Genomic DNA, 23,852 nt, shown 5'->3' with positions numbered 1-23,852 from the left:
GACCGGACCGCGGCCGCGTCGAGCCGCGTACTCACCGCGCCGCGCACACTCCACTCCGGCATCGCATGAGTGGGGATGGAGCACCCGGGAGGGAAAATGGATCGCTTGCTTCTCATGCACAGCTTCGTCACCGTCGCGCAGGTCGGCAGCTTCAGCGGAGCCGCCAAGAAGCTGGGCTCCTCGGGCTCGCTGGTGTCCCGGCATGTCGCCGAACTGGAGAGACATGTAGGTGTCCGCCTGGTCAATCGCACGGCCCGATCGGTCAGCCTGACCGAACCGGGCCACCGGTACGCGGAATTCGCCGCACGCATCCTGGACGAGATCGACGCCGAGGACGCCGGGATCGCCCAACTCCATGACCGCGCCGAAGGGACGCTGAGCATCATCTGTCCCAAATGGATCGGAAGTCTGGACATGGGGGACGCCATCGCCGCCTTTTCCGTGTCTCATCCCAAAATCCAGATTCGTTTCGAACTCGGCGGGATGTCCGACCGGACCTACGACTTCCTGGACAGTGGATTCGACATAGCCTTCCACACCCGGGATCTACGGGACTCCAGCGTCCGGCTCAAGAAGATCGCCTCATTGCCCTTCGTACTGTGCGCGTCACAGGAATACGTGAACCGCGAGGGACCGCTCACCGAACCCAACGGCCTTGCCCACCATGACTGCCTCGTTCACGTCAACGACCCCGTGTGGCGCATCGGGCACGGGCACGCCTCCACCTTGCACAAGATTCGCAATGTGGCGTTCTCGTCGAATTCCTACCTAGCCCTGCAGAAAGCGGCTGTGCGCGGCCGTGGCATCGCCCTGCTGCCGCAGCGGCCGGTCTACGACGACCTCATGTCCGGAGCGCTGGAGGTCCTGCTCCCGGGGCTTCCCGTGCCCGACCGCCCGCTGTACGCGATCTTCGGACCCGGTCAGGAAAGTCCCCGGAAAGTCACCGTCTTCCTCGACTTCCTCACCCAGTGGTTCTCCGGAAATCCCATTCCTGCGCTCGGCAGGTGAGCGGACGGGCCCGGTGACGGCTCCTTCCGGCCGACAGGTTCTGCAAGAAGCGATTGCGATGCCTGCGTGGTGAACCTGTTGAAGTCGTCCGAGCCGCGACTTTACGATCATCGGGCGCCGGTGACCGAATGAACCCGCAGATGCGATCTGCGACGAAGCGAGGAATCCATGGGAATCCAGAGAATCGAATCGGTCACTTACGGTGTGGACGACCTCGGCACATGTGTCCGCTTCTTCGAGGACTTCGGGCTGTTCCTAGTGGAGAGAACCGACGAGCACGCGGTGTTCGAGACGCTCACCGGGCAGACCCTTCACCTGGACACCTGTCCCGGCCCACTGCTGCCGCCCCCGGTGGAGGACGGCCCCACCCTGCGCGAGGTGGTGTGGGGCGTCGACACCGATGCGGAGCTGGAGCGGCTGGTAGCCGCGGCGGGACGCGACCGCGAGGTCCGCGAGAGTGCCGACGGTGTCCACCACACCGTGGACGAGACCGGCTTCGGGGTCGGACTGAGCCTGGCCCGGCCGAAATCGGCGCCTTTCACACCCCGGCCCGCCAACGCGCTGGGTAACGTCGACCGTTGGAACGCCCCCTTGGAGGCGGTCACCCGGGTACGCCCCCTGCGCATGTGCCACGTGGCGCTGAACATCCCCAAGGAAGCCAGGGAGGACGCCGTCGCGTTCTACACCGAGCGCCTCGGCTTCCGGCCCACCGACGTGGTCGAGCCCATGGGCGTGTTCATGCAGGCGCCGGGCGACAGCGACCAGCACACCATGCTCCTCTGCCACCGTCCCGACAAGGCGGGCGTCAACCACATCGCGTACGAGGTGCCGGGCTTCGACGACGTCATCGAGGGCGCCAACCACATGATCGACAAAGGCTGGCGTGAAGCACGTCGGCTGGGCCGGCACACCATCGGTTCGAACGTCTTCCGCTTCCTGCACGCTCCGTGCGGCGGCCGGGTCGAGTACGCCGCCGACATGGACCGCGTCGACGTCTCGTACGGAACCCGCGTGCACGAGGCCACCCCGCCGCACCACATCTGGGCGCTGCGCACCAACCGCGACCAGCAGGACGCGTCCGCCTCCTGAATCCCCCAAGCCTGAGAGGGCATCCAGCCATGACCACCGACCACGGTTACCCGGCCGTCCGCATGTACATAGCGGGCGAATGGTGCCAGGGTGCCACCGGACGTACCGCCCCGATCGTGAACCCGGCCACCGGGGAGACGATCGGCGAGGTACCGCTCGCCACCACCGCCGACCTCGACCGAGCCCTGGACGCCGCGGCCGAGGGCTTTTGGACCTGGCGTGGCACCCCCATCGCCCGGCGCACCGAGATCCTGCACACAGCCGCGGGCCTGCTCACCGAGCGCGCTGCCGAGGTCGGCCGGATCATGACCCTGGAGCAGGGCAAGCCCCTGGCCGAGGCGACCGGCGAGGCACGCCGGGTCGCGGACACGCTGCGCTGGCACGCCGACGACGCCCGCCGCGCGTACGGCCGCATCATCCCCTCCGCCCCCGGCACCGTGCTGTCCGTGCGCCGCGAACCCGTCGGACCCGTCGCCGCCTTCGTGCCGTGGAACTTCCCGGCGGGCGGGCCCATGCGGAAGATCTCCTCCGCCCTGTCCGCCGGCTGCTCGATCGTCCTCAAGGCCTCGGAGGAGACTCCGGCCACGGCGATGGAACTGGTGCGCTGCTTCGCCGACGCCGGCGTTCCGGCCGGGGTGCTGAACCTGGTGTTCGGCGAGCCCGCCGAGGTCTCCGCCCATCTGATCGCCTCGCCGGTGATCAGGCTGGTCGCCTTCACCGGCTCCGTGCCCGTCGGCAAGCTCCTCGCGGCCGAGGCGGGGAAGGTCATGAAGCCCTCCCTGATGGAGCTGGGCGGTCACGCCCCGGTGATCGTCTGCGCGGACGCGGACCCCGTGACGGCCGCCCGCCGGGCCGCCCAGGCGAAGTTCGTCAACGCGGGCCAGGTGTGCACCTCGCCGAGCCGCTTCCTCGTCCACGAGAGCCTCGCCGAGGAGTTCACCGCCGAGTTCGTCAAGGCGGCCGAGGCCCTCGTCGTCGGTGACGGCATGGCGGAGGGCACCACCATGGGGCCGCTGGCCAACGAACGCCGGCTGAAGTCCCTGGAGCGGCTAACCGCCGACGCCGTCGCCCGGGGCGCCAAGGTGCTCACGGGCGGCGAACGCCTGGACCGCCCCGGGTACTTCTTCGCGCCGACCGTCCTGACCGACGTACCCGGGGACGCGGATCTCCTGCACGAGGAGCCGTTCGGCCCGATCGCGCCCATCGTGCCGTTCACCGATCTGGACGAGGCGCTGCGCACAGCGAACGCGCTGCCGTACGGCCTGGCCGCGTACGGGTTCACCGACTCCGCGGCGACCGCCGAGAAGCTGGCGACCGAGCTGGAGGCCGGGATCCTGTCGATCAACCACTGCGGTGGCTCCGTCCACGAGGCGCCCTCCGGCGGTGTCAAGGACAGTGGTTACGGCCGCGAGGGCGGCCCGGAGGCGCTGGACGCCTACCTGGTCACCAAGCGCGTCTCCCATCTGCTGGTGCCGTGAGGTACGCGCGAGTCTCGGTGGGCGGCCGCGCGGTGTGGGGCCGGGTGCGGGAGACGGACGTCGAGCTGCTGTCCGGCTCGCCGATCGACGGTGATCCGTGCGTCCTCGGCACCGTCCGGCGTGACACGGCTGTCTGGCTGCCGCCCGTCGTCCCGTCCGTGTTCTACGCCGTCGGCCTGAACTATCCGCGGCACATCGAGCATGCCGGTGCCACGGTTCCGGACCGTCCCGAGGTCGGCTATCGCGCCAACAACGCGCTCACCGGCCACCGTTCGCCGATCGTCAAGCCCGCGGAGGTGGAAGGGCGGTTCGAGGCCGAGCCCGAACTCGTCGCCGTCATCGGCCGTACGATCCGGCACGCCACGTATGAGGAGGCGCGCAAGTCGGTCTTCGGCTGGACCATCGGCAACGACGTCAGCGCCCGCACCTGGCAGCACCAGGACCGTACGTTCTGGCGCAGCAAGAACAGCGACACGTTCAAGCCCATGGGGCCCTGGATCGAGACCGACGTCGACGCCCTCGCGCAGACCACCACGCTCCGCCTCAACGGTGAGATCCGCGCCGCGTTCCCCACTGGGGACATGGTGTTCGACCCCTTCGACTACCTCGTCGAGATCACCAGGCACATCACCGTGCATCCGGGGGACGTGCTGTGGATGGGCGCCGAGTCGACGTGCCGGATCGAACCCGGGGACACCGTGGAGGTCGAGATCAGCGGCATCGGCGTGCTGTCCAACCCCGTACAACTCGAAGGGAACCAGTCATGAGCAGTGAGCCCCGCTACATCCACCACGTCAACTTCCCCACCACCGACCCTGACCGGACCGCCGCCTGGTACACCAAGGTCTTCGGGATGAAGCGGATCATGCCCAAGTCGAACAGCCGCGTGGTGCTGATGACCCGGGGCAACTTCGACCTGCACTTCACTCCGGTCGAGGAGATGGAGCGCATGGCGCCCTACCACTTCGCCGTCGAGGTCGACGACTGGGACGACTTCCTGGCCCACCTGGCGGAGCTGGGCATCCGGCACACCCGTCCGATCCAACGCCCCGAGAACCAGTCGAAGTTCTGCTACATCCACGACCCCGACCACACCATGATCGAACTGGTCTGGCACGGCAAGCGCCCCAACTGATCGCGCCGATAGAGGAGTTCACTCCCATGCCCATCGCCGACTCCGATGGCACCTCCATCTACTACGAGCGCCACGGCAGCGGTCCGGCGATCCTGTTCGTGCACGGCAGCGGCGGTCACCACGCCGCCTGGTGGCAGCAAGTGGCCGCGCTGCGCGAGGAGTTCACGGTCGTCACCGTGGACCTGCGCGGCTTCGGCAAGTCCGACTCGTCCATGCCGGAGTTCGACGGCCAGGACTTCCCCGGGGACATCGTCGCCGTCCTCGACCAGGAGCATCTGACCGATGTGATGCTCGTCGGCCAGTCCATCGGTTCCGTCGCCGCGCTGCGGGCCGGACTGCTGCGTCCCGAACGGGTCGGCTCCGTCGTCCTCGGGCACTCCCTGGGCGGAATCAGCCACCCCGAGCTGAAGGAGCTGGCCGCCGCCGACCGCGCCGAGGCCGTCAAGCTGCCCGTCATCGACCGTCTGCTCACCAAACAGTTCCAGCGGGAGCGGGCCGGCCTCACTTTCCTGTTCCAGCAGATGGGCACCTTCAACGTGGCCAAGATGGCCGACCTGCGCAACCTCGACACGGGCGGCCCCACCCTGGAGGACATCCGCGACGCGGGCGTCACGGTGGCCTTCCTGGCCGGCGAGAAGGACGCGGTGCTCAGCGTGAGGACCGTGACCCGCGCTCACGAACTGCTGCCCGGCTCGCACCTGGAGATCGTCACCGGCGCCCCGCACTCCATGTACTGGGAAGTGCCCGACCGGTACAACGCGGCCGTCGCCCACCTGCGCCGTACCCTCACCGCACCGAAGGAAGCAGCATGAGCAGCCTCACCCTCGACGCCGCCGACACGATCGTCGACGCGGCGCTGAAGCACGCCCAGTCCGCCGGAAAGGCGGTGAGCGTCGCCGTCGTGGACGCGGGCGGATTCGTCGTCAGCGTCCGCCGCGCGGACGGGGCGCGCCCGCTCACCCCGGACATCGCGCGCGCGAAGGCGTACACCGCGGCCGTGATGCAACGGCCCGGCAAGATGCTGAAGAAGTGGCAGGAGACCCAGCCCGTCTTCTTCTCCCAGCTCTCCCAGCTCCCCGGCGCCGCCCTGCCGATCATGGCCACCGAGGGCAGCGTCACCATCAAGAAGGACGGCGAGGTCATCGGCGGCCTCGGCATCGCCGGCGGCACCGCGGACGAGGACCAGCAGATCGCCGACGAGGTCCTCGAATCCCTTGGCTACGAGCTGGAGTTCGCCGCCTGGGGCGTCGCGGGCAAGCCGGCCGTGCCCGGAAAGGACGCATGACCATGGCGGATACGTTCAACTACCGCATCGACCACCACGGCAGCCTGGTCCGCCCCGCCGAGCTGACCGCCGCCCGCGCCTCCGGCGACCCGCAGGCACTGCTGGAGGCGGAACTCCGGGCTGTCCAGGAGGCCGTGGCGTACCAGCGCAGACTGCGCTCCACCGTCGTCACCGACGGCGACTTCCCGCGCGAGGACTTCCGCGGCGCCGTCCTCGACGCCGTCTCCGGCTTCCGCCGTACGGACGAGGTGGGCGCGGACGGTCTCACCCGCTGGGTGGCGGAGTCGCTGCCCAAGGCCAACGGACCGCTGCTCGCGGACTGGGCGGCGCGGCTCGCCGAGCTGACGGTGATCGCGCCGAAGGCGTCGCTGCCGTCCCCGGCGTACCTCGCCGCGACCACGTTCCAGCCGGGCCTGGGCCTCGCGTCCGCCCGAGAGCTCGGCGAGGCCCTCGCGGAGATCATCCAAGCCGAGATAGAGCTGCTGGTCTCGCAGGGTGTACGCCTGATCCAGCTGAACAACCCGCTTCTGCTCGGTCAATTGGCCACCGCCCCGGCCGACCCGGGCGCGCTGTCCTTCGAGGACGCGCTCGCCGTCGACGCTCTGGCGGTACAGCTTGACGCGCGCCCCGAGGGCGTACGGATCGGTGTGGCACCCGGCTGGGTGGCGCCGGCGGCGGTGGACCGGGCCCGCGCCGAGAAGCTGTACGGCACGATCGCGGCCGACCGCTGGGTCCTGCCGCTGGACCAGGGGACCGAGGCCGAACTCGACCTCGTCAGGGCGCTGCCCCAGGACTGGGACGTGTGCCTGGGCGTCGTGGACGCGACCGTGCCGCAGCTGGAGGAACTCGACACGGTGATGGCCAGGATCGACGCGGTCGGCGAGTTCAAGGACCTGGAGGACGCGGCCGTGTCACCGTCCCGGGGCTTCGCCGACGTGGCGGACCGGCCGCTGCTGAGCGCGGAGGAGCAGCGCGCGAAGCTCGTGCTGGTGGAGACGGTCGCCCGCTACGTCTGGGGCAACGAGTTCTGACCGCGAGGGGGCCGGGAGTCCCGGCCCCCGACCGGCTCACACCGACTCGGCGAACGTCACCGACCGATCCGTCAGGAGCGGCCACACCATCGTCACGATCAGCTCCTGGAAGTGCTCGGCCGCCTTGTGGGCCTCGAATCCGGCCCGGCCGGTGTAGCGCTCGTAGAGGAGGAAGCCGCCGGGCTCGTCGACCACGGCGTGTACCTCGTACGCCTCGTTGGCGGGCTCCGTCCGGGTCTGCTCGCGCATCTTCTGGAGCGCGGCGCGCACCACTGTCTCGTCGGCGGGTGCGCAGCGGTAGTGGGCGACGACTGTGTAGGCCATCTGTCGGTTCCTCTCGGCTGGTTCGGCCTGCCGATTCCAGCACGGATCGTCTGCCCTCCGACCTGCGCACGGCGCAAGCATTGCCTGCCCTCGCGGGTCTGGTGGGCCGCTCCCGCAAGGTGTTTTGTCGCAATCGGCCCGCACGGCCGTTCTGAAGTGCAGCCCGCGTCACCGCGGGGGACGAAGGAAGTGAGTTCTCATGCGTACGGTGGAAATCCTCTCCGGCGGGGAGTGGGTCACGACCGGGGAGTGGATCGACGTCCACGACCCGGCCGACGTCCGGACCCCGGTCGCCCGCGTCCCCGCCCTCGCCGCCAAGGACGTCACCCGGGCCTACGACCACGCCGAGCGCGGCTTCGCCGTATGGAAGCGCACCAGCCCCTTCGAGCGGGCCCGGATCATGACCGACGCGGCCCGGCTGATCCGTGAGCGGGCCGCCGCCATCGCGGCCGACGTCACCGCCGAGAACGGCAAGACCCTGGCCGAGGCCCGGGGCGAGACCCTGAAGGCCGCCGACTTCCTGGAGTACTACGCCGGGCTCGCGCGCCAGGGCTACGGCACCCTCCTGCACGACGTACGCCCGGACCACCGAACGCACACCCAGCGCGAGCCGATCGGCGTGATTCTCGTGATCAGCCCGTGGAACGACCCGCTGATCACTCCGGCCCGCAAGCTCGCCCCGCTCCTGGCCGCGGGCAACGCGGCCGTGTTCAAGCCGGCCACCGAGACCCCGCTCTCCGGCCTGCACTTCGCGCGCGCCCTGCACGACGCCGGGCTGCCGGCCGGTGTACTCAACGTCGTCACGGGCCGTACGGCCGAGATCGAGGAGGCGCTCCTGGACGACCCGCGGATTGTCGGCATCACCTTCACCGGCTCCAACTCCGTCGGAAACCGCATCCGCCGCCGCCTCGCCGACCGCAACGTCCGCTTCCAGGGCGAACTCGGCGGCAAGAACGCCTCCGTCGTCCTCGCCGACGCCGACCTGCCGGCCGCCGCGAAGGCCGTCGTCGCCGCCGCGTTCGGCCAGGCCGGGCAGCGGTGCACCGCGACCAGCCGGGTGATTGTCGAGCGGCCGGTGTACGAGGAGTTCACCCGGCTGCTGGTCGCCGAGGTCGAGACGCTGAAGGTCGGGCCGGGCGCCGACCCGGCGACCACCCTGTGCCCGCTGTCCAGCCCCAGGCAGCGGGACTCCGTCCTCGCCGACATCGGCCGCGCGGTCGAGCAGGGCGCCACCGTCCTCACCGGCGGCGGCGCGGACACCGAGGGCGAGCGCGCCCACGGCTGCTACGTGCAGCCGACCGTGCTCGCCGGTGTCATCCCCGAGACGGCCGTCTGGCGCGAGGAGGTCTTCGGGCCCGTCCTCGCGGTCCGGGAGGTCGACGACTTTGCCTCCGCCGTCGAAGCCGTCAACGATTCCGGCTTCGGACTGGCCGCAGCCGTCTTCACCCGAGACCTCGCCTGCGCGTATCGCTTCGCGGACGAGGCCGAGTGCGGGCAGGTCGCCGTGAACACGACCACGACCGGCTGGGACGTGCATCTGCCCTTCGGGGGGTTCCGTGACTCCGGCACGGCCTACAAGGAGCAGGGCGACGAGGTCGTGCGGTTCTCCACCCGCGTCAAGACGGTGGCCGTCCACTTCGGCGCCCCGGAGCCGACGCGTGCCTGACGAGACCATAGGCATCGTCGGGGCCGGCATCGTGGGACTGGCCGCCGCCCGCGAGATCGCCCTGAGCCGCCCCGGCACCCGCGTCGTGGTCTTCGAGAAGGAGCGGGAGGTCTCGCTCCACCAGACCGGCCACAACTCGGGCGTCGTCCATGCCGGGATCTACTACGCCCCCGGCAGCCTGAAGGCCGACCTGACGGTCCGAGGCGTGTCCCTGTTGCGCGAGTACTGCCAGGACCGCGAGTTGCCGTACAAGGAGATCGGCAAGCTCGTCGTGGCCGTTCGCGAGGACGAGCTCGGCCGCATGAACAGCCTCTACGAGCGGGCCAGGAACAACCATGTGCCCGACCTGAGGAAGATCTCCAAGGAGGAGATCCGGGAGCTGGAGCCGAACGCCGGCGGAGTCGCCGCCCTGCACTCCCCGCGCACCGCGATCACCGACTACCCGGTGATCGCCCGCGCCTTCGCCAAGGACGTGACCGACTCCGGCGGCGAGGTCAGGCTCGGCTTCCCCGTCACCGGCATCACCGAAGTGCCCGGCGCCATCGAGGTGGCCTCGGCACGGGAACGCGTCCGGGTGGACCGGCTGATCCTGTGCGCGGGTCTGCAGTCGGATGCGGTGGCGAAACTCGCCGAGGGCGGACCGGAGCCGCGGATCGTCCCGTTCCGAGGCGAGTACATGCTTCTCAGGCCCGAGAAGACCGGCCTGGTCCGCGGCCTGATCTACCCGGTGCCGGATCCGCGCTACCCGTTCCTCGGCGTGCACTTCACGCCCCGCGTCGACGGCTCGGTGGAGGTCGGCCCCAACGCCGTCCTGGCGCTGGCCCGCGAGGGCTACACCCGCACCCGCGTCTCGCCGAAGGACCTCCTCGGCCTCGCCGTCTACCCCGGAACCTGGAAGATGGCCGCCCAGCACTGGCGTACCGGGATTCGGGAGTACCGCGGCTCGTTCTCCATGACGTCCTTCATGAAGGACGCCAAGCTGTACGTCCCCGGAATCGGCGCCAAGGACGTCGTCCGCGGCGGCGCGGGCGTACGCGCCCAGGCCCTGGACCGCGACGGCACCCTCGTGGACGACTTCCGTATCCATCGGACGGGCCGCGTCACCGCCGTACGCAACGCCCCCTCGCCGGCGGCCACGGCCTCCATGGCGATCGCCGAGCACATAGTCCACGCCGTCTTCGAGGACGCGTCCACGACCCGGCACCCGTGACTTCCGAGAACGTCCTGCTCACAGCGCACTTTCACGCAACAACAGCTTGCACTCCTGGGGACTCCGCAAGGACGCGAGGCCCGCCTAGCGTTCCTTCGTAACGCCTACCCCACTCCCGCGAACAGAAAGAGGTTCGGGACATGTTCGTCGTCGACACCCAGATCCACATCTGGAAGGAAGAGACCCCGGACCGCCCCTGGGTGCCCGGCGCGCGGGAGCGCATCCGCCTCAACGGGCACCGCGAGGACCCCTTCTCCTACGAGGAGGCCCTGGAGCTGATGGACGAGGCCGGCGTCAACCGGGCGCTGATCCTGCCGCCGTCCTGGGAGGGCGACCGTATCGACTACGCCCTGGAGGCGTGCGAGGCGCACCCGGACCGGTTCGGCATCATGGCCCGCATCCCGCAGAACAAGCCCGAAGAGGGCAAGGCGATGCTGGCGGACTTCGCGCAGAACCCGCACGTGAAGGGCACCCGGCTGACCTTCCACCGGCCGATCGACCGCAACTGGATGATCGACGGCACCAACGACTGGTACTGGCCGATCGCCGAGGAGCTCGGCATCCCGACGATGGTCCACGCGCCCATCTGGAAGCGGGAGTTGGGCCAGATCGCCGAGAAGCACCCCGAGCTGAAGATCATCATCGACCACATGGGCATCATGGCCCGCTGCGTGGACGACGCCATCGGCTACTGGGTGCAGGAGACCGCCGACCTGGCCGTCCACCCGAACATCTACGTCAAGGTCTCGGCGCTCCCCGGCTACTCCACCCAGCCCTTCCCCAACAACAACATTCAGAAGTACGTGCGCGAGATGGTCGACAAGATGGGCCCGCAGCGCTGCTTCTACGGCACCGACATCACCCGCCTGCTCGGCCACGGCATCACGTACACCGACACGATCGAGCAGTTCACCAAGCACTGGGACTTCACGCCCGAGGAGCTCGAATGGATCATGGGCCGCGGCATCTCCGAGGTCCTGAACTGGCCGATCGAGGGCTGAGGAACCACACGACATGACGGACACCGACAACACACGGGGTACCGACGGCGGTGATGCCTTCGTCTCCGCCTTCAACGCCGTCGGCGCTGACTACATCTTCTGCTCCTCGGGGTCCGAGTGGGCTCCCGTCTGGGAGTCGCTGGCCCGCCGGCATCGGGACGGCGAGAGCGCCCCGCAGTACCTGGACCTCACCCACGAGACGGTGGCCGTCGGCATGGCCACCGGCTACGGACTCGTCAAGCGCCGCCCGCAGGGGGTGCTGCTGCACGCGGCCCCCGGCCTGCTCCAGGGCTCCATGGCCATCCACGGCGCGCTGCTCGCCGGCGTCCCGATGGTGGTCGCCTCTTCGGAGTCGACCACGTACGGCGACGGCCTCGGGCAGGACCCGGGCGGACAGTGGTACCGCAACCTGTCCGTCGTGGGCGGCCCGCACGGTGTGGCCCAGCCGTTCACCAAGTGGTCCAACGAGGCCGCCAGCGTCCACACCCTGCCCACGATGATCACGCGTGCCGCCGAACTGTCCTGGCGGGCCCCGGCGGGACCGGCGTACCTGAACATCCCGCTGGAGATCCTCCTCGAGGAGTGGGACGGCCGCGAGGCCAAGCCCGTCGTCGCGCCGGGCTCCACGCACAGCTCGCCCGAAGAGGTCGACTGCGTCGCCCAGTTGATCCGCGAGGCCGCCAACCCCGTGATCGTCACGGAGACCGCGGGCCGCGAGGCCGGCGGCTTCGAGGCCCTTCTCGCCTTCGCCGAGGCCTGGAACATCCCGGTCGTCGAGCCCGACTCGGCGGTGTGCGGCAACTTCCCGCGCAACCACCCGCTGCACGCGGGCGGCGACGTGGGGCCCTGGATCGACGAAGCGGACCTGATCCTCCTGGTCAACTGCCGGGCCCCGTTCTACCCGCCCAGCAGGCGCCCCGTGAAGGCACAGGTCGTCGTCATCGACGAGGTCCCGCAACGCCCGCACGTCGTCTACCAGGTGCTGTTCGCCGACCGGTACCTGGAGGGCAACGTCGCCAACACGCTGCGCCAGCTGGCCAAGCGCGCCAAGAACCTCGACGTGGCCGCCGTCACCGCACGGCGCTCGGCACAGGAGGAGCGGCACACCGACGAGCAGACCGCGATCGCGGCCGCCGAGGCGAGAGCGGCGCAGGCCGAGGGCGTCGACCCGGTGCTCGTCGCCGCGACCCTGCGCAGGCTCCTCGACGGGCAGGATGGCATCGTCGTCGACGAGACCATCACCCACAGCCGCGTGGTCAAGCGCCATCTGCGCACCGACGCCCCCGACTCGTACTTCTACGTGCAGGGCGGGCTCGGGCAGGGCATCGCGGTCGCGCTCGGCGTCAAACTCGCCGCAAAGGAGCGCCCCGTGGTGCTCACCATCGGCGACGGGGCCTTCGCGTACAACCCGGTCATCCCGTCGTACGACGCCTCGAAGGCGTACCAACTGCCGCTGCTGATCGTGGTGTTCAACAACCGCGTCTACAAATCCATGAACCTCAACCACCGTCGCTTCTACCCCGAGGGCGCGGCCGCCGAGACGGGGGAGTGGCTGGGCACCGACCTGCACCGTCTGCCCCGGCTGGCAGCGTTCGCCGAGCCGTTCGGCATGCACACCGAGACCGTCGACACCACGGACGCGCTCGGGCCCGCGCTGGAGCGCGCCCTCAAGGCCGTGGCCGAGGGCACCACCGCCGTCGTCGACGTCCTCGTCACCCGCTGATCCAGGAGGCAGCCATGTCCAACGCACCGTCCAAGGTGCTGGTCCCCGCCGAGGACCTGCGTACCTTCTCCGCCGCCCTCCTGGAGAAGGGAGGCCTCAGCGCCGAGCACGCCGCCACCACCGCCGACGTGTTCGTCTGGGCGGCCCTGCGCGGCGTCGACTCCCATGGCATCGCCCGCGTCCCCGCCTACCTGGAGCTGCTTGCCAAGGGCGTCGCCAACGCGCGGCCCGAGATCACGATCGAGTCGACCACTCCGGCCGCCGCGGTCGTCGACGCGGACCGCGCACCCGGCCCGGTTGCCCTCACCGCGGCCGCCCACGAGGCGGTGCGGCGGGCCCGCGAGACCGGCATCGCCTCCGTCGGCGTACGGCGAACTGTGCACACCGGCGCCATCGGCTACTACGTCTCGGAGATCGCCGAACAGGGCCTGGTCGGCCTCGGCTTCGTCGCCGGCATGCCCAACATGGGCTACACCGGCGTCAAGGGCGCCGCCGTGGCCACCAGCCCGCTCGCCGTCGCCGTACCCGCCCGGGACCAGGCCCCCCTGCTGCTCGACATGGCCACCGCCACCATCGCGCTCGGCAAGATCCGCCAGGCCAGGGCGAGCGGCACCCCGCTGCCCGAGGGCGCCGCCTCGACGGAGGACGGCACGCCCACCACCGACCCGGAGAAGGCGGTCATGCCCCTTCCCCTGGGCGGCGCCAAGGGCTCCGGCATGTCCCTGGCCTTCGAGCTGCTCACCAGCGTGCTGGTCGGCGCGCCGATCTTCTCCGCGTTCCACTCGGGCGACCCGAAGGGCCGCAAACACCGTCAGAACGCCCTGCTCATCGCCCTCGACCCGGCGGCGTTCGGCGACCCGGAAGCCTTCGGCGCAGCGGTCGACGGCACTCTGAACACCCTCAAGGGGCTCCCGGTCGCCGACGGCGCGAACGGCGTGTACTACCCCGGCGAGCGCAGCGCCGGCGTGGCCGAGCTGCGGGCGGCGCAGGGCGTACCGGTGGCGCCGAGGGTCTGGCGCGAACTGACGGAGAGCGCGGCCAGGCTGGGCGTTACACCGCCGGAGACTGCGCCGGACGCATGACCGGCCGACGTAGCCGCACGTTTCAGATGGTCTGGACAGCCGATAGCCCCACAGCCCATAGCCCCATGAGCGGGAGGACGACCCGTGGACATCACCGAAGCCCAGCGCGCCACCTATGAAGCAGTCCTGCGACTGAAGGACGCCCCCTTCGTCGCACAACGGCCGGCGTACTTCAGCCCTGCCGCGGCAGCCCAGGGCGTGAGCAACAACCTGCAGGCCTACGGTCACTTCGCCCAGACCTTGCTGCCTCTCGAGTACACCGGCTGGATCGACGAGTGCACCGCGCACTTCGCTTCCTGCTACATCGGCGACTGGTCGCCGCTGCACAAGCTCGTCGTCCGGGGGAGCCAGGCGCAGGCCTTCCTCGCCTGGCACGGCATGAGGGACCTGTCCCGCTTCGAGGTCGGACAGATCAAGCATCACGTCCAACTCGACGAGAACGGTTGGGTGGCGTCGGAAGGAGTCCTGTGCCGCCTGGACGAGGAGGAGTTCCTCTACACGGCCGGAAGCGGGGACTGGCTGCTGTGGCGGTTGAGCCAGGGGAGCTGGGACGCGGAGATCGAGGACGTCAGCCCCGCCCAGTTCATCTTCGGCATCCAGGGTCCGGCGGCCCTGGACACGATGGAGAAGCTGACCGGGGAGAGCCTGCGGGACATCGCCTTCTGCCGGAGCCGGATGTCCAGCATCAACGGCGTCCCCGTACGTGTCCTCCGTACGGGCATCTCGGGCGAACTCGGCTATGAGCTGCACGGCCCGGTCGGACATGCCAACGAGATCTGGGCGGCCGCGGTCGAGAGCGGCGGCCAGTTCGGGATCCGGCAGCTCGGCTTCCGGTCCCAGCCCGTCCAGCACATCGAGGCGGGCATCGCGACGAACGGCCTCGACTACATCGCCTCGTCCGTCGTGACCCCCGCCGTGCCCAGGCAGTTCAGGGTGGCCTTCCCCGGCGGCAGCTTCGTACCGGAGAACGGCGTCACCGACTACTTCCGCAAGCCGGCCGAACTGGGCTGGGGCTTCCGCAAGGGCGTCCCCGACCGCGACTTCCTGGGCCGCGACGCACTGGTCGCCGACGCCGCCAAGGGGGAGCCGTACCGGAAGCTCGTCGGTCTGCGCTGGAACGCCTCCGACGTCACCGCCGTCCTTGCCGCGACGCTGGGCGAAGGTGACCTCCCCGACGCCATGGAACTGCCCAGGGGACGCGGCCCGGTCTTCGACGAGGTGCTCGTCGGCGGGCAGCGTGTAGGCGCCTCCACGGGCCGGACGGTCAGCGTGAACCTGCGATCGACCATCTCCCTCTGCGTGATCGACCCGGCCCATGCCGGGCCCGGGACGGAGGTGGTGGTGGTGTGGGGGAAGCCGGGAACCCCGCAGCGTGAGATCCGGGCGACGGTGGCCGCACTGCCCTTCAAGCCCGACAGGCGGCGAACGGACGTCTCCGCGCTGTAGCCGAGGTCCCTGGACGTGCGTGGCCGTGGCCCCTCACACGGCGCGCTGCGTGCACAACTGCGGGACGTCGGACGCGCGGTAAGGCTCGCCGTCGGCGCGATCGGCTCCCGCTTCGGTGGCTACGAGCACAGCTGTGGCAACGAGCACAGCTGCCTTGGCGGCTCTGCGCGAGCCTGCTGCGGCTCTGGCGAACGAGCGGCCGCGGTCGATGCTCAAGAGCCATCAGGCATGGCTGTACTGCCTGGTCCGCGCAGCCTCTGAGCTGCTCGACGGCTGACCGGTTGATCGTCACCGAGCAGGCTCCCACGCCGGCGGTGCCTTCAGGTTCCGAGTACGGGAATCGGGTTCTCCCTGAACCACCAAGTGAGGAACTCCAGCAGGGCGACGATCTTCCGCGGCACGGTCTGGCCGGGCCCATAGACCGCGAACAGCGGGCGGTCGGGAACGGGGACCGAGGGGAGCTGGGCCAGGAGTGCCCCGGAGACCAGGTCCTCGTAAGCCGACCGCTGGGGGAGCAGGGCGATGCCGAGGCCCTGGACGGCGGCCTTCTGCAGGGCGATGTACGAGTTCGATGAGAAGGCCACATTACGGATCTTGTGCAGGCTGGAGGTGGCCCCCTCCCCGAGACGCCAGACCGGTTCGTTGGCATGCACCAGACAGTCATGAGCGGTCAGGTCGTTGGGGTGGTCGAGGGAGCCGTTGCGTTTGACGTACTCCTCGGACGCGCACAGGGTGAAGGGGAGCGACGCGATCTTCTTGAGGTGCACCCGGGAATCCCGCAGGTCCCGGGTGTGCAGGGCGACGTCGAAACCGCTGTCCAGGAAGTCGTAGGTGCGCTCCGACAGGCCTCCCAGTTCGAACCGTACGGAGATCTTCGGATGCGCGGCGGCGAACGCGGCGATGGCGTCCCCGACGTCCAGGCTCCCGATCCACTTGGGGCAGACGACGCTCAGCTGGCCTTCCGCCCGGTCGTGCTGCTGCCCGATGTGGGCCTCTTCCGCCTCGATCTCGGCAAGGATCCGGGCTGCGAACTCGCAGTAGCGCAGCCCCTGTTCGGTCAGGCTCACGGACCGGGCGGTGCGGTTGACGAGCCGTACACCGATCTGTCGCTCCAGTTCCGCCACGTGTCGTGAGACGAGGGAGCCGGAGGAGTTCAGCGTTCGGGCGGCTCCATTGAAACTGCCGAGCTGCGCGACGGTGACGAAGCTGCGCATCAGGAGTATGCGGTCCATGGGGATCCTCCGGTAGGACACGGCTGGGGCCTGCCTCCGGCCGTGTCCTACATGAGATGTGCTGGGTGCAGCTAGAACGATTTAGCCGGAGAGTAGCAGAGGCTTCTGTTTCCTGCGAGAGGTTGGAATGTCCCGAATATCGAGCATCTTGGGCGTTGGGCTGGGTTGCAGCGGGGCCCGCGCCTGACCCGAGGTGCGGTCCGCCGCACCGCGGATCCGATCGTCCGCGCCAGTACCCTTTGGCGGCGGGCTTCGCCCTTGAAACGTTCGGCCCCGAACTCCTACGGCGAGGCGTTCAGGGGGTTCTGGCCTTCGCGCGTCGCCGCAGCAGTCCGATGGGCGAGCGCGCGGGCGATCCCGCTCTGCAGAGGCAAGTCATCCATGAAGGCGCTCCCCTCTGCGTCGCCGACGACGACGCCCTCGTGCTTCCACTCGCTGCTTGGTCAGCGCTTCTTCGCCGGGAACGGCCGTGCCATGACCGTTCCGCGCACGCGGGTCTGGGTGTGGCGTTCGACGGCCGGGTTCGGCGAGCCGCCGTTCGGTTCGCCCCATACGATCTCCACCTGGTCGCCGGCCGCGGCGGCCGGGTCGATCGTGCCGAGCGAGATCCAGCCGCGCACGTTCGCGGAGTACGAGGTGAGCATCGCCGCTCCGGCGAGCTCGCCGTCCTTCTCCACCCGGTCGAACTGGCAGGCGGTGTAGAACGCCGCAGGCATCTCGATGTACTTGAAGCGCTGGTCGCCCTTCTCGTACATGCTCGCGAAGATGTTCGCGACGTCGTCGCGGTCCCACAGCACCCAGGCCTTGCGGCGGTGCGGCTGGTCCTTGATCGCCTCAAGTCCCTCGCGCCCGACGAAGTCGTGGTCGAACTTGATGACGTGGCCGTAGCCGAGGTCCCACGGGGTGGTGTAGTAGTCCTCGATCCGGTCGCTGACCCAACTGCCGCCGAGCGCGAGGTTGCCCTCGAACGAGCGCGCCGAATGCCACTCGCGGAACGCCTTCATGTCCTCGCCGGTGTAGGTCGCCGGCAGGGTGTTGGCGATCCAGCCGGACTCGGTGGCGACCGAGGCGTACGCGCGGGCGCCGACCTGGCGCACGCCGTACTCGGCGCCGGCCTCCAGGATGATGTCGCGCACCGACTCGATGTCCGCGTACGGTCCGGTGAACTCGTAGCCCGGGAAGCCGGACATCCGGTGGTTGAGCGCGGTGACCTTGTGCGGGCCGACGTTGAAGCTTCCCATGGTGAAGAACGGGATGTCGGGCATGGGTCCGCCGTTGACCTTCTCGAAGATCGCCGCGGCGTGCGGGCCCTGCAACTGGAGCCGGAACAGCTCCCGGCCCTTCGGGTTGTTCACGGTGCGCTCGTCCCGGCGGACAGTGACGTCCCAGCCGCCGGTGGCCGCGTTGAACTCGACCCAGTTGAGGGCGGGCGGACGGCCGACGATCCGGACGTGGTGGTCGTCGACGCAGAACAGGATGCAGTCGCCGATCATGTAGCCGTCAGGGCGGACCGTGATGAGCTGCTTCGCGCTGCCGGGGCCGAAGCCCTGGAAGCTGTTCGCCCCGAGGTGTTCGAGCAGCCGGTACGTGTCCGGCCCCTGCAGGACGAGGTCCGGCATGTGGTGCGACAGGTCCATCAGCGCCGCACTGTTGCGCCACGCCTCCTGCTCGTCACGCCAGTTGCTGAACTCGGCCTTGATCGGGAACGGGTACGCCCCGGAGCGCCCCTGCCGGAGCAGAGCGAGCGCCCCTCCCGCCTTGTTGATCTCTTCTTCGAGACTGGGCATGGCATTCCTTCCACGCTGCGACGCACACGGCCTCGGTGCCGTGCAACGACGAGGCTATATCAGTCATCTGAGAAGTTTGAAGATGTCTGAAGTAATATTGGGTGCGGATAATGGCTTCACTCAGAACGGAGGGCGACCATGTCGTTGGCAACGGGCGAAGCGGGCTTCGCGTGGGAGCACGGGGTGCCCCATGTGCTCTGGCGGGCCCAACAGGCGGTGCACCGCCGCGTCCATACCGCGCTCGACGGGCTCGGCGTCACGGTGACCCAGCTCGGCCTCGCCGTCCACCTCGACGAACTCGGCCTGCTGTCCGCGTCGGACCTCGCGCGCCGCTTCCACATCACGCCGCAGAGCGTGACAACGGCACTCTCACAGCTCGAGCGCATCGGGTGGGTCCGGCGGCTGCCGCATCCCGTGCACAAGCGCGTCATCCTCAACGAGCTCACCGAGACCGGTCTCGCCGGCGTCGTGGACGGCCGCGCGCGCATGGCCGAGGTCGACCGCGTCCTGACGGAGATGCTGGGCGATGGCAAGGACGAGCTCGTCGGACGGCTTCGGGAGCTGACCGTCACGCTGGAAGGCGAGGACCCGGCCGACGCCGCGATGTGGCCGCTGGCCGGCACCACGTCGTGACGGGCACGCTTCCAGAGGGCGGGAACCCGCAGGCCTGCGTGTCGCTCGTTGCGAAACCGCCGTGACCTACACGCAGGCGCACAGTTGTTCCCGCAGGCCCGCTGCCCGGCCCCTCGTCGGCGTCTCGGCCGGTCGGCCCGCAGCGGGCGTCGATCATGTGCTTCGGCGGCGCAGCACGGTCGCGATGGTGACCGCCGCTATCAGGACACCTCCGTAGAAGACGGAGGAGACCCAGGCTTCCAGGCCCAGTAGTTGGAGCCCGAGGATCCCGGTCTCCAGGAAGTAGATGCCGACGAAGGTGCCGATCGGGTTGAAGCGCCCCGGCTGGAGGATCGCGGTGCCGAGAAAGACCGAGGCGAACGTCGGGAGCAACAGGGTGTCGGACGTGGTCGGGTTGTAACCGCCCAAGGCCGCGACGGCGATGATCGCACCGACGCCGCACATGGCACCGGAGGCTACGAAGGAACCGAGGCGGATCCGGTTCACATGGATGCCCGAGAGTCGGCTGACCTCCCGGTTGGCTCCGACGAAGCGGATGTGGCGGCCCAGCGGCGTGAAGGCGAGGACGTAGGCGAAACCGGCCACCAGCGCCACGCCGTAGAAGAACGAGACCGGCAGGCCGGCCACAGGGTGCAGCGCGAACCTGCCGAACCCGGTCGGCAGGCCGCTGACGGTGTTGAGGTGGGACATCCAGAGGCTGATGCCCCCGAGGAAGGTGCTCATCCCCAGCGTCGCCACGATGGTGTTGACCCCGACCACGACGACGAGCAGCCCGTTGACCACGCCGACGGCGATCGCGCCCAGGACGGCGACGGCTGTCGCCGGCCACACTCCCCACCCGTGGTCGACGACCAGAACGGGCAGGATGGTGGCGGAGAACCCGAAGGTCGCCGGAACGGACAGGTCCACGAACTCGCCGACACAGATGGTGCACAGCAGTGCCATGGTGAGGAACACCAGTGACTGCTGTGAGCCGAAGACGGTCTGGAAGGTCCCCTCGGTCAGGAACAGACCTGGCTCCGCGACCGCGTACACCGCGATCATGGCAGCCCAGACACCGATCACCGCGTAACGCGATGCGACGTGCCCGGCCCGGGCGGCGGCCGAAACCGGCTCTGGGTCGTGCGCCGCCTGCGGCGAGGGTGGGGGAGTTTCGAGATCTTTCTGGCGGGTGACGTCCATCAGTCGACCTGCCCCCTTCTCTGAGACCTTGTGTCGTCGTCGAATACTGCGCGCACGATGGCGTCCGTTTCCGGATCGCCACTTAGCTCCCTGGTCACCTGGCCGTCGCGGAAGACCAGCACCCTGTCGCACAGCACCGCGAGATCGGTCGGGTCGATCGAGGCGATCACGACTGCGCAGCCGTCGCGTGCGGCCGCCCGGATCGCCTCGATGATGTCGTGGCGGGCACCGACGTCGACAGCCTGCGTCGGTTCGTGCAGCACGAGCAGGTGGGGCGCGTCGGCCAGCCACTTGGCCAGCAGGACCTTCTGCTGGTTGCCGCCGCTGAGCGTGTGGATCGGCGCGTACGGGTCAGGCGGCCGGATGTCGAGTTTCGCGATCATCGCGGCGGTCTCCTCGGCCTGCCACGCCGCGCCGATCCGCAGTCGGCCGCCGCGGCGGCTCACGCGAGGCAGGGTCAGGTTGTCGGACACCGTGAGCTCACCGGCCACTCCCGCCTCCAGACGGCGTTCGGGCACGAACGCCACCCCCGCGCGTACGAACTCCTTGGTACTGCCGCGCCGACGGTCCAGTGCCAGATCGCGCCCCTGGACGGACAGCGTGCCCGCGCGGGCCGTGCGTGCGCCCGTCAGCGCCTCGGCCACCTCGACGAAACCCGAGCCGATCAGCCCGGTCATTCCGAGGACCTCGCCGCGTCGGACCTCGAGGTCGAGGCCGGTCACCGCGGCGACCACGAGGTCCCGCACGGAGGCGACGGGCTGGTCCTGGACGTGGCTTTCCCGTCGGCTGTGCGTGACGAGGTGGCGTCCGAGCATCATGCGGGTGAGCGAAGCCTCGTTCACCTCGCGGGTGGACAGGCCCGCCTCGATCACCGCGCCGTCGCGCAGCACGGTGACCCGGTCGGTCACTTCGACGATCTCCTCCAACTGATGTGAGATGAGCAGCACCGAGGTGCCCTCCTCGACGAGGGACCGGACCGTCTGGAAGAAGCGGGCCCGCGCCGACCTGCCCAGGGCCCGCGTCGACTCATCGAAGATGATCAGTCCGCTGCCGGGCGGGTGGTCCTGCACCGCCCGGGCGATGGCGACCACGGCGCGGTCCTGTGCCGGGAGCGAACCGACCTTCTGGCCGGCCTCGAGCGGGCGGCCCAGCCGGGCGAGGACCCGCTCGGCCGCCTGCTGTTCCGCCCGCCGGTTGATCCGCCGGGAGAGCCGGCCCGCGCGGTAGTGGCCCAGCCGTACGTTTTCCCAGACCGTCAGGTCGTCCACCAAGCCGAGATTCTGGTGGACGACCGAGACTCCCGCCGCCCGCTGCTGCAGCGGGCGGATCGGCAGGTCCAGTCGTAGCCCGTCCACGGTCACGGACGCTCCCGGATCGGGTGAGTAGCCGCCCGTAAGGATCTTGACGAGGGTGGATTTCCCGCATCCGTTCTGGCCCACGAGCCCGTGCAACTCGCCGTGAGCGACCTGGAGATGAACGTCGCTGAGGGCGCGCGTCGGGCCGAACGTCTTGGACAGTCCGGCCACTTCCAGCCGCCAGGGCCGCGCCGGGTCCGGTGGACGGGCCTGCGAAACAGCGTTCACGGTGCGCACCCCTTCGTCACCCGACGCTCCAGAGCCTGGCGAAGTCCTCCTGGAACGAGGCGTCGCCGAACCACTCGCCGGAGGCCTGGGCCGCGGCTGTCACCTTGATGCTGCCGATGTTCTGCTTGGTGAACAGCCGCATCGGGATGGGCTCCTCGACGGGCCCGGACTTGGTCATCATGCGCAGGATCTCGTCGGTGAGGGCGTATGCGGCATAGGCCTCGTCCACGGCCACGACCGCCTTGACCGCCGAGTTGCCCTTGAGCAGGCCCAGGCCGTTCACCGAACCCGCCGTCACAGACAGGGAGATGCCGGAGCGCCCCGACTGCTGGATGCCCTGGATGGTGGGCTGGAGGCTGTCTTCGAACTGGGTGAAGTAGTAGGTGGCCTTCGGGTTGGCCAGGATGTTGGAGCTCGCGTTCGAGGCCAGCAGTGCCGGCGTCGAGGCCGTGATCACCTTGACCTTGACCGTGCAGTCGGGGCAGTACTTCTTGTAGATCGGCAGGGAGTCCGTCACGTACTTCGTCGCCGACGGGTTGTCGGCCGACTCCGTGATGATCAGATCGGCCTTGCCCTTGGAGTCTGCGATGGCCCACCAAGCGATGGCGCTCGGCTGGGTGGTCACCCCCGCCACATAGGTCACCTGGTTGCTGTTGGTGAAACCGGACGGAGGGTCCTGGTCCGCGATGACGATCGGGATGCCCTTGGCCTTGGCTGCGTCGAGAGCGTTCTGAGCCATGCCGTAAGGAACGGCGTCCAGGACGATTCCGGCCGCGTCCGCCGCCATCGCCTGCTGGACGCATGCGGCGATCGCGCTGGGTTGGGCCTTGCCGTCGCATACCTGCTGGGAGAGCCCGGCCTTGGCAAGCGCCTCGCGCATCGACCGTGCTGCGTCCGCGAAGGCGGGGATCTGCTGGAGGAACGGGATGTAATAGACCTTGCGGCCCTTGAACTTGGCGACGCCGCGCACGCCGGTGGTGGGAACGGGGTAGTCGGTGACCGCGGCCTGGGAGGCCGCCACCTTCTTCTCGGCCGTGGCGAGGCCCGAGACGGAGGCGGTCCTGCCCGACGAACCGGTGGCGTCGCCGGAGCTGCATCCTGCCAGCGCCGCCGACGCGACGAGCAGGGCCGTGAACGACACCGGCCACTGTCTTCTGATAAGCGCCATTGCTTACACCTCCATGGTCGAGAGCCCGAGCTGCCTCGGCGGGCACGTCACTGCCGGGAGCCACCCAGGGCGACTGCTCGGCGGGGACGAGTCCGAGGGGGAGTTCGGGGCGCGTCGGGCCGCTGTGCGTGATGTCCGGTGGGCGGGCGCCACGCTGTCCATCGCCCACCCCGGTCGCGCTGCACAGACCCGGTTCGCGGGCCGATGCGCGATCAATTGCGGGAAGTCTGGGCACATGGGCAGGTATGCGAAAGGGCGTCGGCTACAACTAAAGATTGCGCTTCGCGTACTGCCCTGGTCTGCCTGGCGGGTGACGTCCCGTCGAGAGGTGTGGCCGAACGGGCCGCGTGACTCCGATCAGAGCCGCGGTGGCGGTTGCCGACCGGCTCGCCCGGTCGCAGTGTGTGCTGCGCGCCGGCATCAGCACCCCCATCCGGCGCGGAGGCGGCTGCATCGCCCGACTGACCTGCGCAGTCACGATTTCCGTGCCGCTGCACCACTCGGCGCGACGCCACCGTCTGCCGCAGGTGTGCGCCGCCGCCCTGGAGCAGATGCCTGGCCCGTGCCTGTTCGGCGCGCAACCTCAGTAGCCGTTGCCGGACCGAGTGGTTCGTCTGCCGGCCGACCGAGGGTTCCCGGCTGGGTGATCTTCCGGTCGCCTCGGCATAACGCGCATCCTCCTGCAACTTATGGATGCGGAATCCGTCGTCTCAGGGCCATTGATCGTCCTGCACCTCGACTATAGGTTGCGGTTCTGGTCGAATATTTTCGATCTTGTTGCGGCTTTGG

General features: G+C 69.4%; 21 protein-coding genes. 15 read left to right on the top strand and 6 right to left on the bottom strand.

Annotation, left to right across the window (positions count from 1 at the left end):
- Nucleotides 1-96 precede the first annotated feature (96 nt).
- From LJ657_RS33745 to LJ657_RS33710, 8 genes are all read left to right on the top strand, one after another.
- A complete protein-coding gene (locus LJ657_RS33745; protein ID WP_232652721.1) occupies nt 97-1,008 on the top strand; it encodes a LysR family transcriptional regulator in 912 nt (303 codons plus the stop codon).
- Nucleotides 1,009-1,176: 168 nt separating this feature from the next.
- Nucleotides 1,177-2,097 carry a VOC family protein gene (locus tag LJ657_RS33740; RefSeq protein WP_232652700.1) on the top strand — a complete coding sequence of 307 codons (921 nt, stop codon included), beginning with the start codon at nt 1,177-1,179 and terminating at the stop codon, nt 2,095-2,097.
- A gap of 29 nt (nt 2,098-2,126) precedes the next feature.
- A complete protein-coding gene (locus tag LJ657_RS33735; protein ID WP_232652699.1) occupies nt 2,127-3,575 on the top strand; it encodes an NAD-dependent succinate-semialdehyde dehydrogenase in 1,449 nt (482 codons plus the stop codon).
- Nucleotides 3,572-4,342, top strand: a complete 771-nt coding sequence (locus LJ657_RS33730) for a fumarylacetoacetate hydrolase family protein (protein ID WP_232652698.1) — start codon at nt 3,572-3,574, stop codon at nt 4,340-4,342. The genes LJ657_RS33735 and LJ657_RS33730 overlap by 4 nt, the downstream gene beginning before the upstream one ends.
- A complete protein-coding gene (locus LJ657_RS33725; RefSeq protein ID WP_232652697.1) occupies nt 4,339-4,710 on the top strand; it encodes a VOC family protein in 372 nt (123 codons plus the stop codon). The genes LJ657_RS33730 and LJ657_RS33725 overlap by 4 nt, the downstream gene beginning before the upstream one ends.
- A 26-nt stretch (nt 4,711-4,736) precedes the next feature.
- Nucleotides 4,737-5,522: an alpha/beta fold hydrolase gene (locus LJ657_RS33720; protein ID WP_232652696.1), complete on the top strand. Its 786-nt coding sequence runs from the start codon at nt 4,737-4,739 to the stop codon at nt 5,520-5,522.
- Nucleotides 5,519-5,995, top strand: a complete 477-nt coding sequence (locus tag LJ657_RS33715; protein WP_232652695.1) for a GlcG/HbpS family heme-binding protein — start codon at nt 5,519-5,521, stop codon at nt 5,993-5,995. Before LJ657_RS33720 ends, LJ657_RS33715 begins: the two co-directional genes overlap by 4 nt.
- 2 nt (nt 5,996-5,997) lie before the next feature.
- Nucleotides 5,998-7,026: a uroporphyrinogen decarboxylase/cobalamine-independent methonine synthase family protein gene (locus LJ657_RS33710; protein ID WP_232652694.1), complete on the top strand. Its 1,029-nt coding sequence runs from the start codon at nt 5,998-6,000 to the stop codon at nt 7,024-7,026.
- A gap of 36 nt (nt 7,027-7,062) precedes the next feature.
- On the opposite strand, the gene LJ657_RS33705 is transcribed toward LJ657_RS33710, so the two are convergent.
- Entirely contained in the window at nt 7,063-7,350 is a 288-nt protein-coding gene (locus LJ657_RS33705; protein WP_232652693.1) for a putative quinol monooxygenase, read from the bottom strand.
- Between the two features lie 199 nt (nt 7,351-7,549).
- Between LJ657_RS33705 and LJ657_RS33700 the strand changes: the two genes are divergently transcribed.
- From LJ657_RS33700 to LJ657_RS33675, 6 genes are all read left to right on the top strand, one after another.
- Nucleotides 7,550-9,016 (top strand): aldehyde dehydrogenase family protein, encoded by a 1,467-nt coding sequence (locus LJ657_RS33700; protein WP_232652692.1) that lies wholly within the window; start codon nt 7,550-7,552, stop codon nt 9,014-9,016.
- Nucleotides 9,009-10,226, top strand: coding sequence for an L-2-hydroxyglutarate dehydrogenase (gene lhgD / locus LJ657_RS33695; protein ID WP_232652691.1), 1,218 nt, complete (start codon nt 9,009-9,011; stop codon nt 10,224-10,226). Before LJ657_RS33700 ends, lhgD begins: the two co-directional genes overlap by 8 nt.
- A gap of 140 nt (nt 10,227-10,366) precedes the next feature.
- Nucleotides 10,367-11,227, top strand: a complete 861-nt coding sequence (locus LJ657_RS33690; protein ID WP_232652690.1) for an amidohydrolase family protein — start codon at nt 10,367-10,369, stop codon at nt 11,225-11,227.
- A 13-nt stretch (nt 11,228-11,240) separates the two neighbouring features.
- On the top strand, nt 11,241-12,950 hold the full coding sequence (locus LJ657_RS33685) for a thiamine pyrophosphate-dependent enzyme (protein WP_232652689.1): 1,710 nt from the start codon (nt 11,241-11,243) through the stop codon (nt 12,948-12,950).
- Between the two features lie 14 nt (nt 12,951-12,964).
- Nucleotides 12,965-14,032 carry an Ldh family oxidoreductase gene (locus LJ657_RS33680; protein WP_232652688.1) on the top strand — a complete coding sequence of 356 codons (1,068 nt, stop codon included), beginning with the start codon at nt 12,965-12,967 and terminating at the stop codon, nt 14,030-14,032.
- A gap of 84 nt (nt 14,033-14,116) precedes the next feature.
- Nucleotides 14,117-15,478 (top strand): aminomethyl transferase family protein, encoded by a 1,362-nt coding sequence (locus LJ657_RS33675; RefSeq protein ID WP_232652687.1) that lies wholly within the window; start codon nt 14,117-14,119, stop codon nt 15,476-15,478.
- Nucleotides 15,479-15,798: 320 nt separating this feature from the next.
- Here the strand turns inward: LJ657_RS33675 and LJ657_RS33670 are convergent, their stop codons facing one another.
- Both LJ657_RS33670 and LJ657_RS33665 read right to left on the bottom strand, forming a co-directional pair.
- Nucleotides 15,799-16,710 (bottom strand): LysR family transcriptional regulator, encoded by a 912-nt coding sequence (locus LJ657_RS33670; RefSeq protein ID WP_232652686.1) that lies wholly within the window; start codon nt 16,708-16,710, stop codon nt 15,799-15,801.
- A 443-nt stretch (nt 16,711-17,153) separates the two neighbouring features.
- Nucleotides 17,154-18,497, bottom strand: a complete 1,344-nt coding sequence (locus LJ657_RS33665; RefSeq protein ID WP_232652685.1) for an aminomethyl transferase family protein — start codon at nt 18,495-18,497, stop codon at nt 17,154-17,156.
- 138 nt (nt 18,498-18,635) lie between these two features.
- Here LJ657_RS33665 and LJ657_RS33660 point away from each other — a divergent pair, with 138 nt between their 5' ends.
- Entirely contained in the window at nt 18,636-19,130 is a 495-nt protein-coding gene (locus LJ657_RS33660) for a MarR family winged helix-turn-helix transcriptional regulator (RefSeq protein WP_232652684.1), read from the top strand.
- Nucleotides 19,131-19,283: 153 nt separating this feature from the next.
- Here the strand turns inward: LJ657_RS33660 and LJ657_RS33655 are convergent, their stop codons facing one another.
- The 3 genes from LJ657_RS33655 to LJ657_RS33645 are packed head-to-tail and all read right to left on the bottom strand — an operon-like array spanning nt 19,284 to nt 23,063.
- Complete coding sequence (locus LJ657_RS33655; RefSeq protein ID WP_232652683.1) at nt 19,284-20,312, bottom strand: ABC transporter permease; 1,029 nt, start codon at nt 20,310-20,312, stop codon at nt 19,284-19,286.
- Entirely contained in the window at nt 20,312-21,895 is a 1,584-nt protein-coding gene (locus tag LJ657_RS33650; RefSeq protein WP_232652682.1) for a sugar ABC transporter ATP-binding protein, read from the bottom strand. Before LJ657_RS33650 ends, LJ657_RS33655 begins: the two co-directional genes overlap by 1 nt.
- Before the next feature lie 16 nt (nt 21,896-21,911).
- Nucleotides 21,912-23,063, bottom strand: coding sequence for a sugar ABC transporter substrate-binding protein (locus LJ657_RS33645; RefSeq protein ID WP_232652681.1), 1,152 nt, complete (start codon nt 23,061-23,063; stop codon nt 21,912-21,914).
- Nucleotides 23,064-23,852: the final 789 nt, after the last annotated feature.

This window comes from Streptomyces guryensis (assembly GCF_021261325.1).
Classification (GTDB): domain Bacteria; phylum Actinomycetota; class Actinomycetes; order Streptomycetales; family Streptomycetaceae; genus Streptomyces; species Streptomyces guryensis.
The sequence above is the reverse complement of the archived record's forward strand: the minus strand, read 5'-3'. Positions and strand labels throughout refer to the sequence as shown.

Coding starts and splice junctions, on each gene's coding strand:
- LJ657_RS33745 (WP_232652721.1), top strand. CDS start 97: ATGGATCGCTTGCTTCTCATGCACAGCTTCGTCACCGTCGCGCAGGTC.
- LJ657_RS33740 (WP_232652700.1), top strand. CDS start 1,177: ATGGGAATCCAGAGAATCGAATCGGTCACTTACGGTGTGGACGACCTC.
- LJ657_RS33735 (WP_232652699.1), top strand. CDS start 2,127: ATGACCACCGACCACGGTTACCCGGCCGTCCGCATGTACATAGCGGGC.
- LJ657_RS33725 (WP_232652697.1), top strand. CDS start 4,339: ATGAGCAGTGAGCCCCGCTACATCCACCACGTCAACTTCCCCACCACC.
- LJ657_RS33720 (WP_232652696.1), top strand. CDS start 4,737: ATGCCCATCGCCGACTCCGATGGCACCTCCATCTACTACGAGCGCCAC.
- LJ657_RS33715 (WP_232652695.1), top strand. CDS start 5,519: ATGAGCAGCCTCACCCTCGACGCCGCCGACACGATCGTCGACGCGGCG.
- LJ657_RS33710 (WP_232652694.1), top strand. CDS start 5,998: ATGGCGGATACGTTCAACTACCGCATCGACCACCACGGCAGCCTGGTC.
- LJ657_RS33705 (WP_232652693.1), bottom strand. CDS start 7,350: ATGGCCTACACAGTCGTCGCCCACTACCGCTGCGCACCCGCCGACGAG.
- LJ657_RS33700 (WP_232652692.1), top strand. CDS start 7,550: ATGCGTACGGTGGAAATCCTCTCCGGCGGGGAGTGGGTCACGACCGGG.
- LJ657_RS33690 (WP_232652690.1), top strand. CDS start 10,367: ATGTTCGTCGTCGACACCCAGATCCACATCTGGAAGGAAGAGACCCCG.
- LJ657_RS33685 (WP_232652689.1), top strand. CDS start 11,241: ATGACGGACACCGACAACACACGGGGTACCGACGGCGGTGATGCCTTC.
- LJ657_RS33680 (WP_232652688.1), top strand. CDS start 12,965: ATGTCCAACGCACCGTCCAAGGTGCTGGTCCCCGCCGAGGACCTGCGT.
- LJ657_RS33670 (WP_232652686.1), bottom strand. CDS start 16,710: ATGGACCGCATACTCCTGATGCGCAGCTTCGTCACCGTCGCGCAGCTC.
- LJ657_RS33665 (WP_232652685.1), bottom strand. CDS start 18,497: ATGCCCAGTCTCGAAGAAGAGATCAACAAGGCGGGAGGGGCGCTCGCT.
- LJ657_RS33660 (WP_232652684.1), top strand. CDS start 18,636: ATGTCGTTGGCAACGGGCGAAGCGGGCTTCGCGTGGGAGCACGGGGTG.
- LJ657_RS33655 (WP_232652683.1), bottom strand. CDS start 20,312: ATGGACGTCACCCGCCAGAAAGATCTCGAAACTCCCCCACCCTCGCCG.
- LJ657_RS33645 (WP_232652681.1), bottom strand. CDS start 23,063: ATGGCGCTTATCAGAAGACAGTGGCCGGTGTCGTTCACGGCCCTGCTC.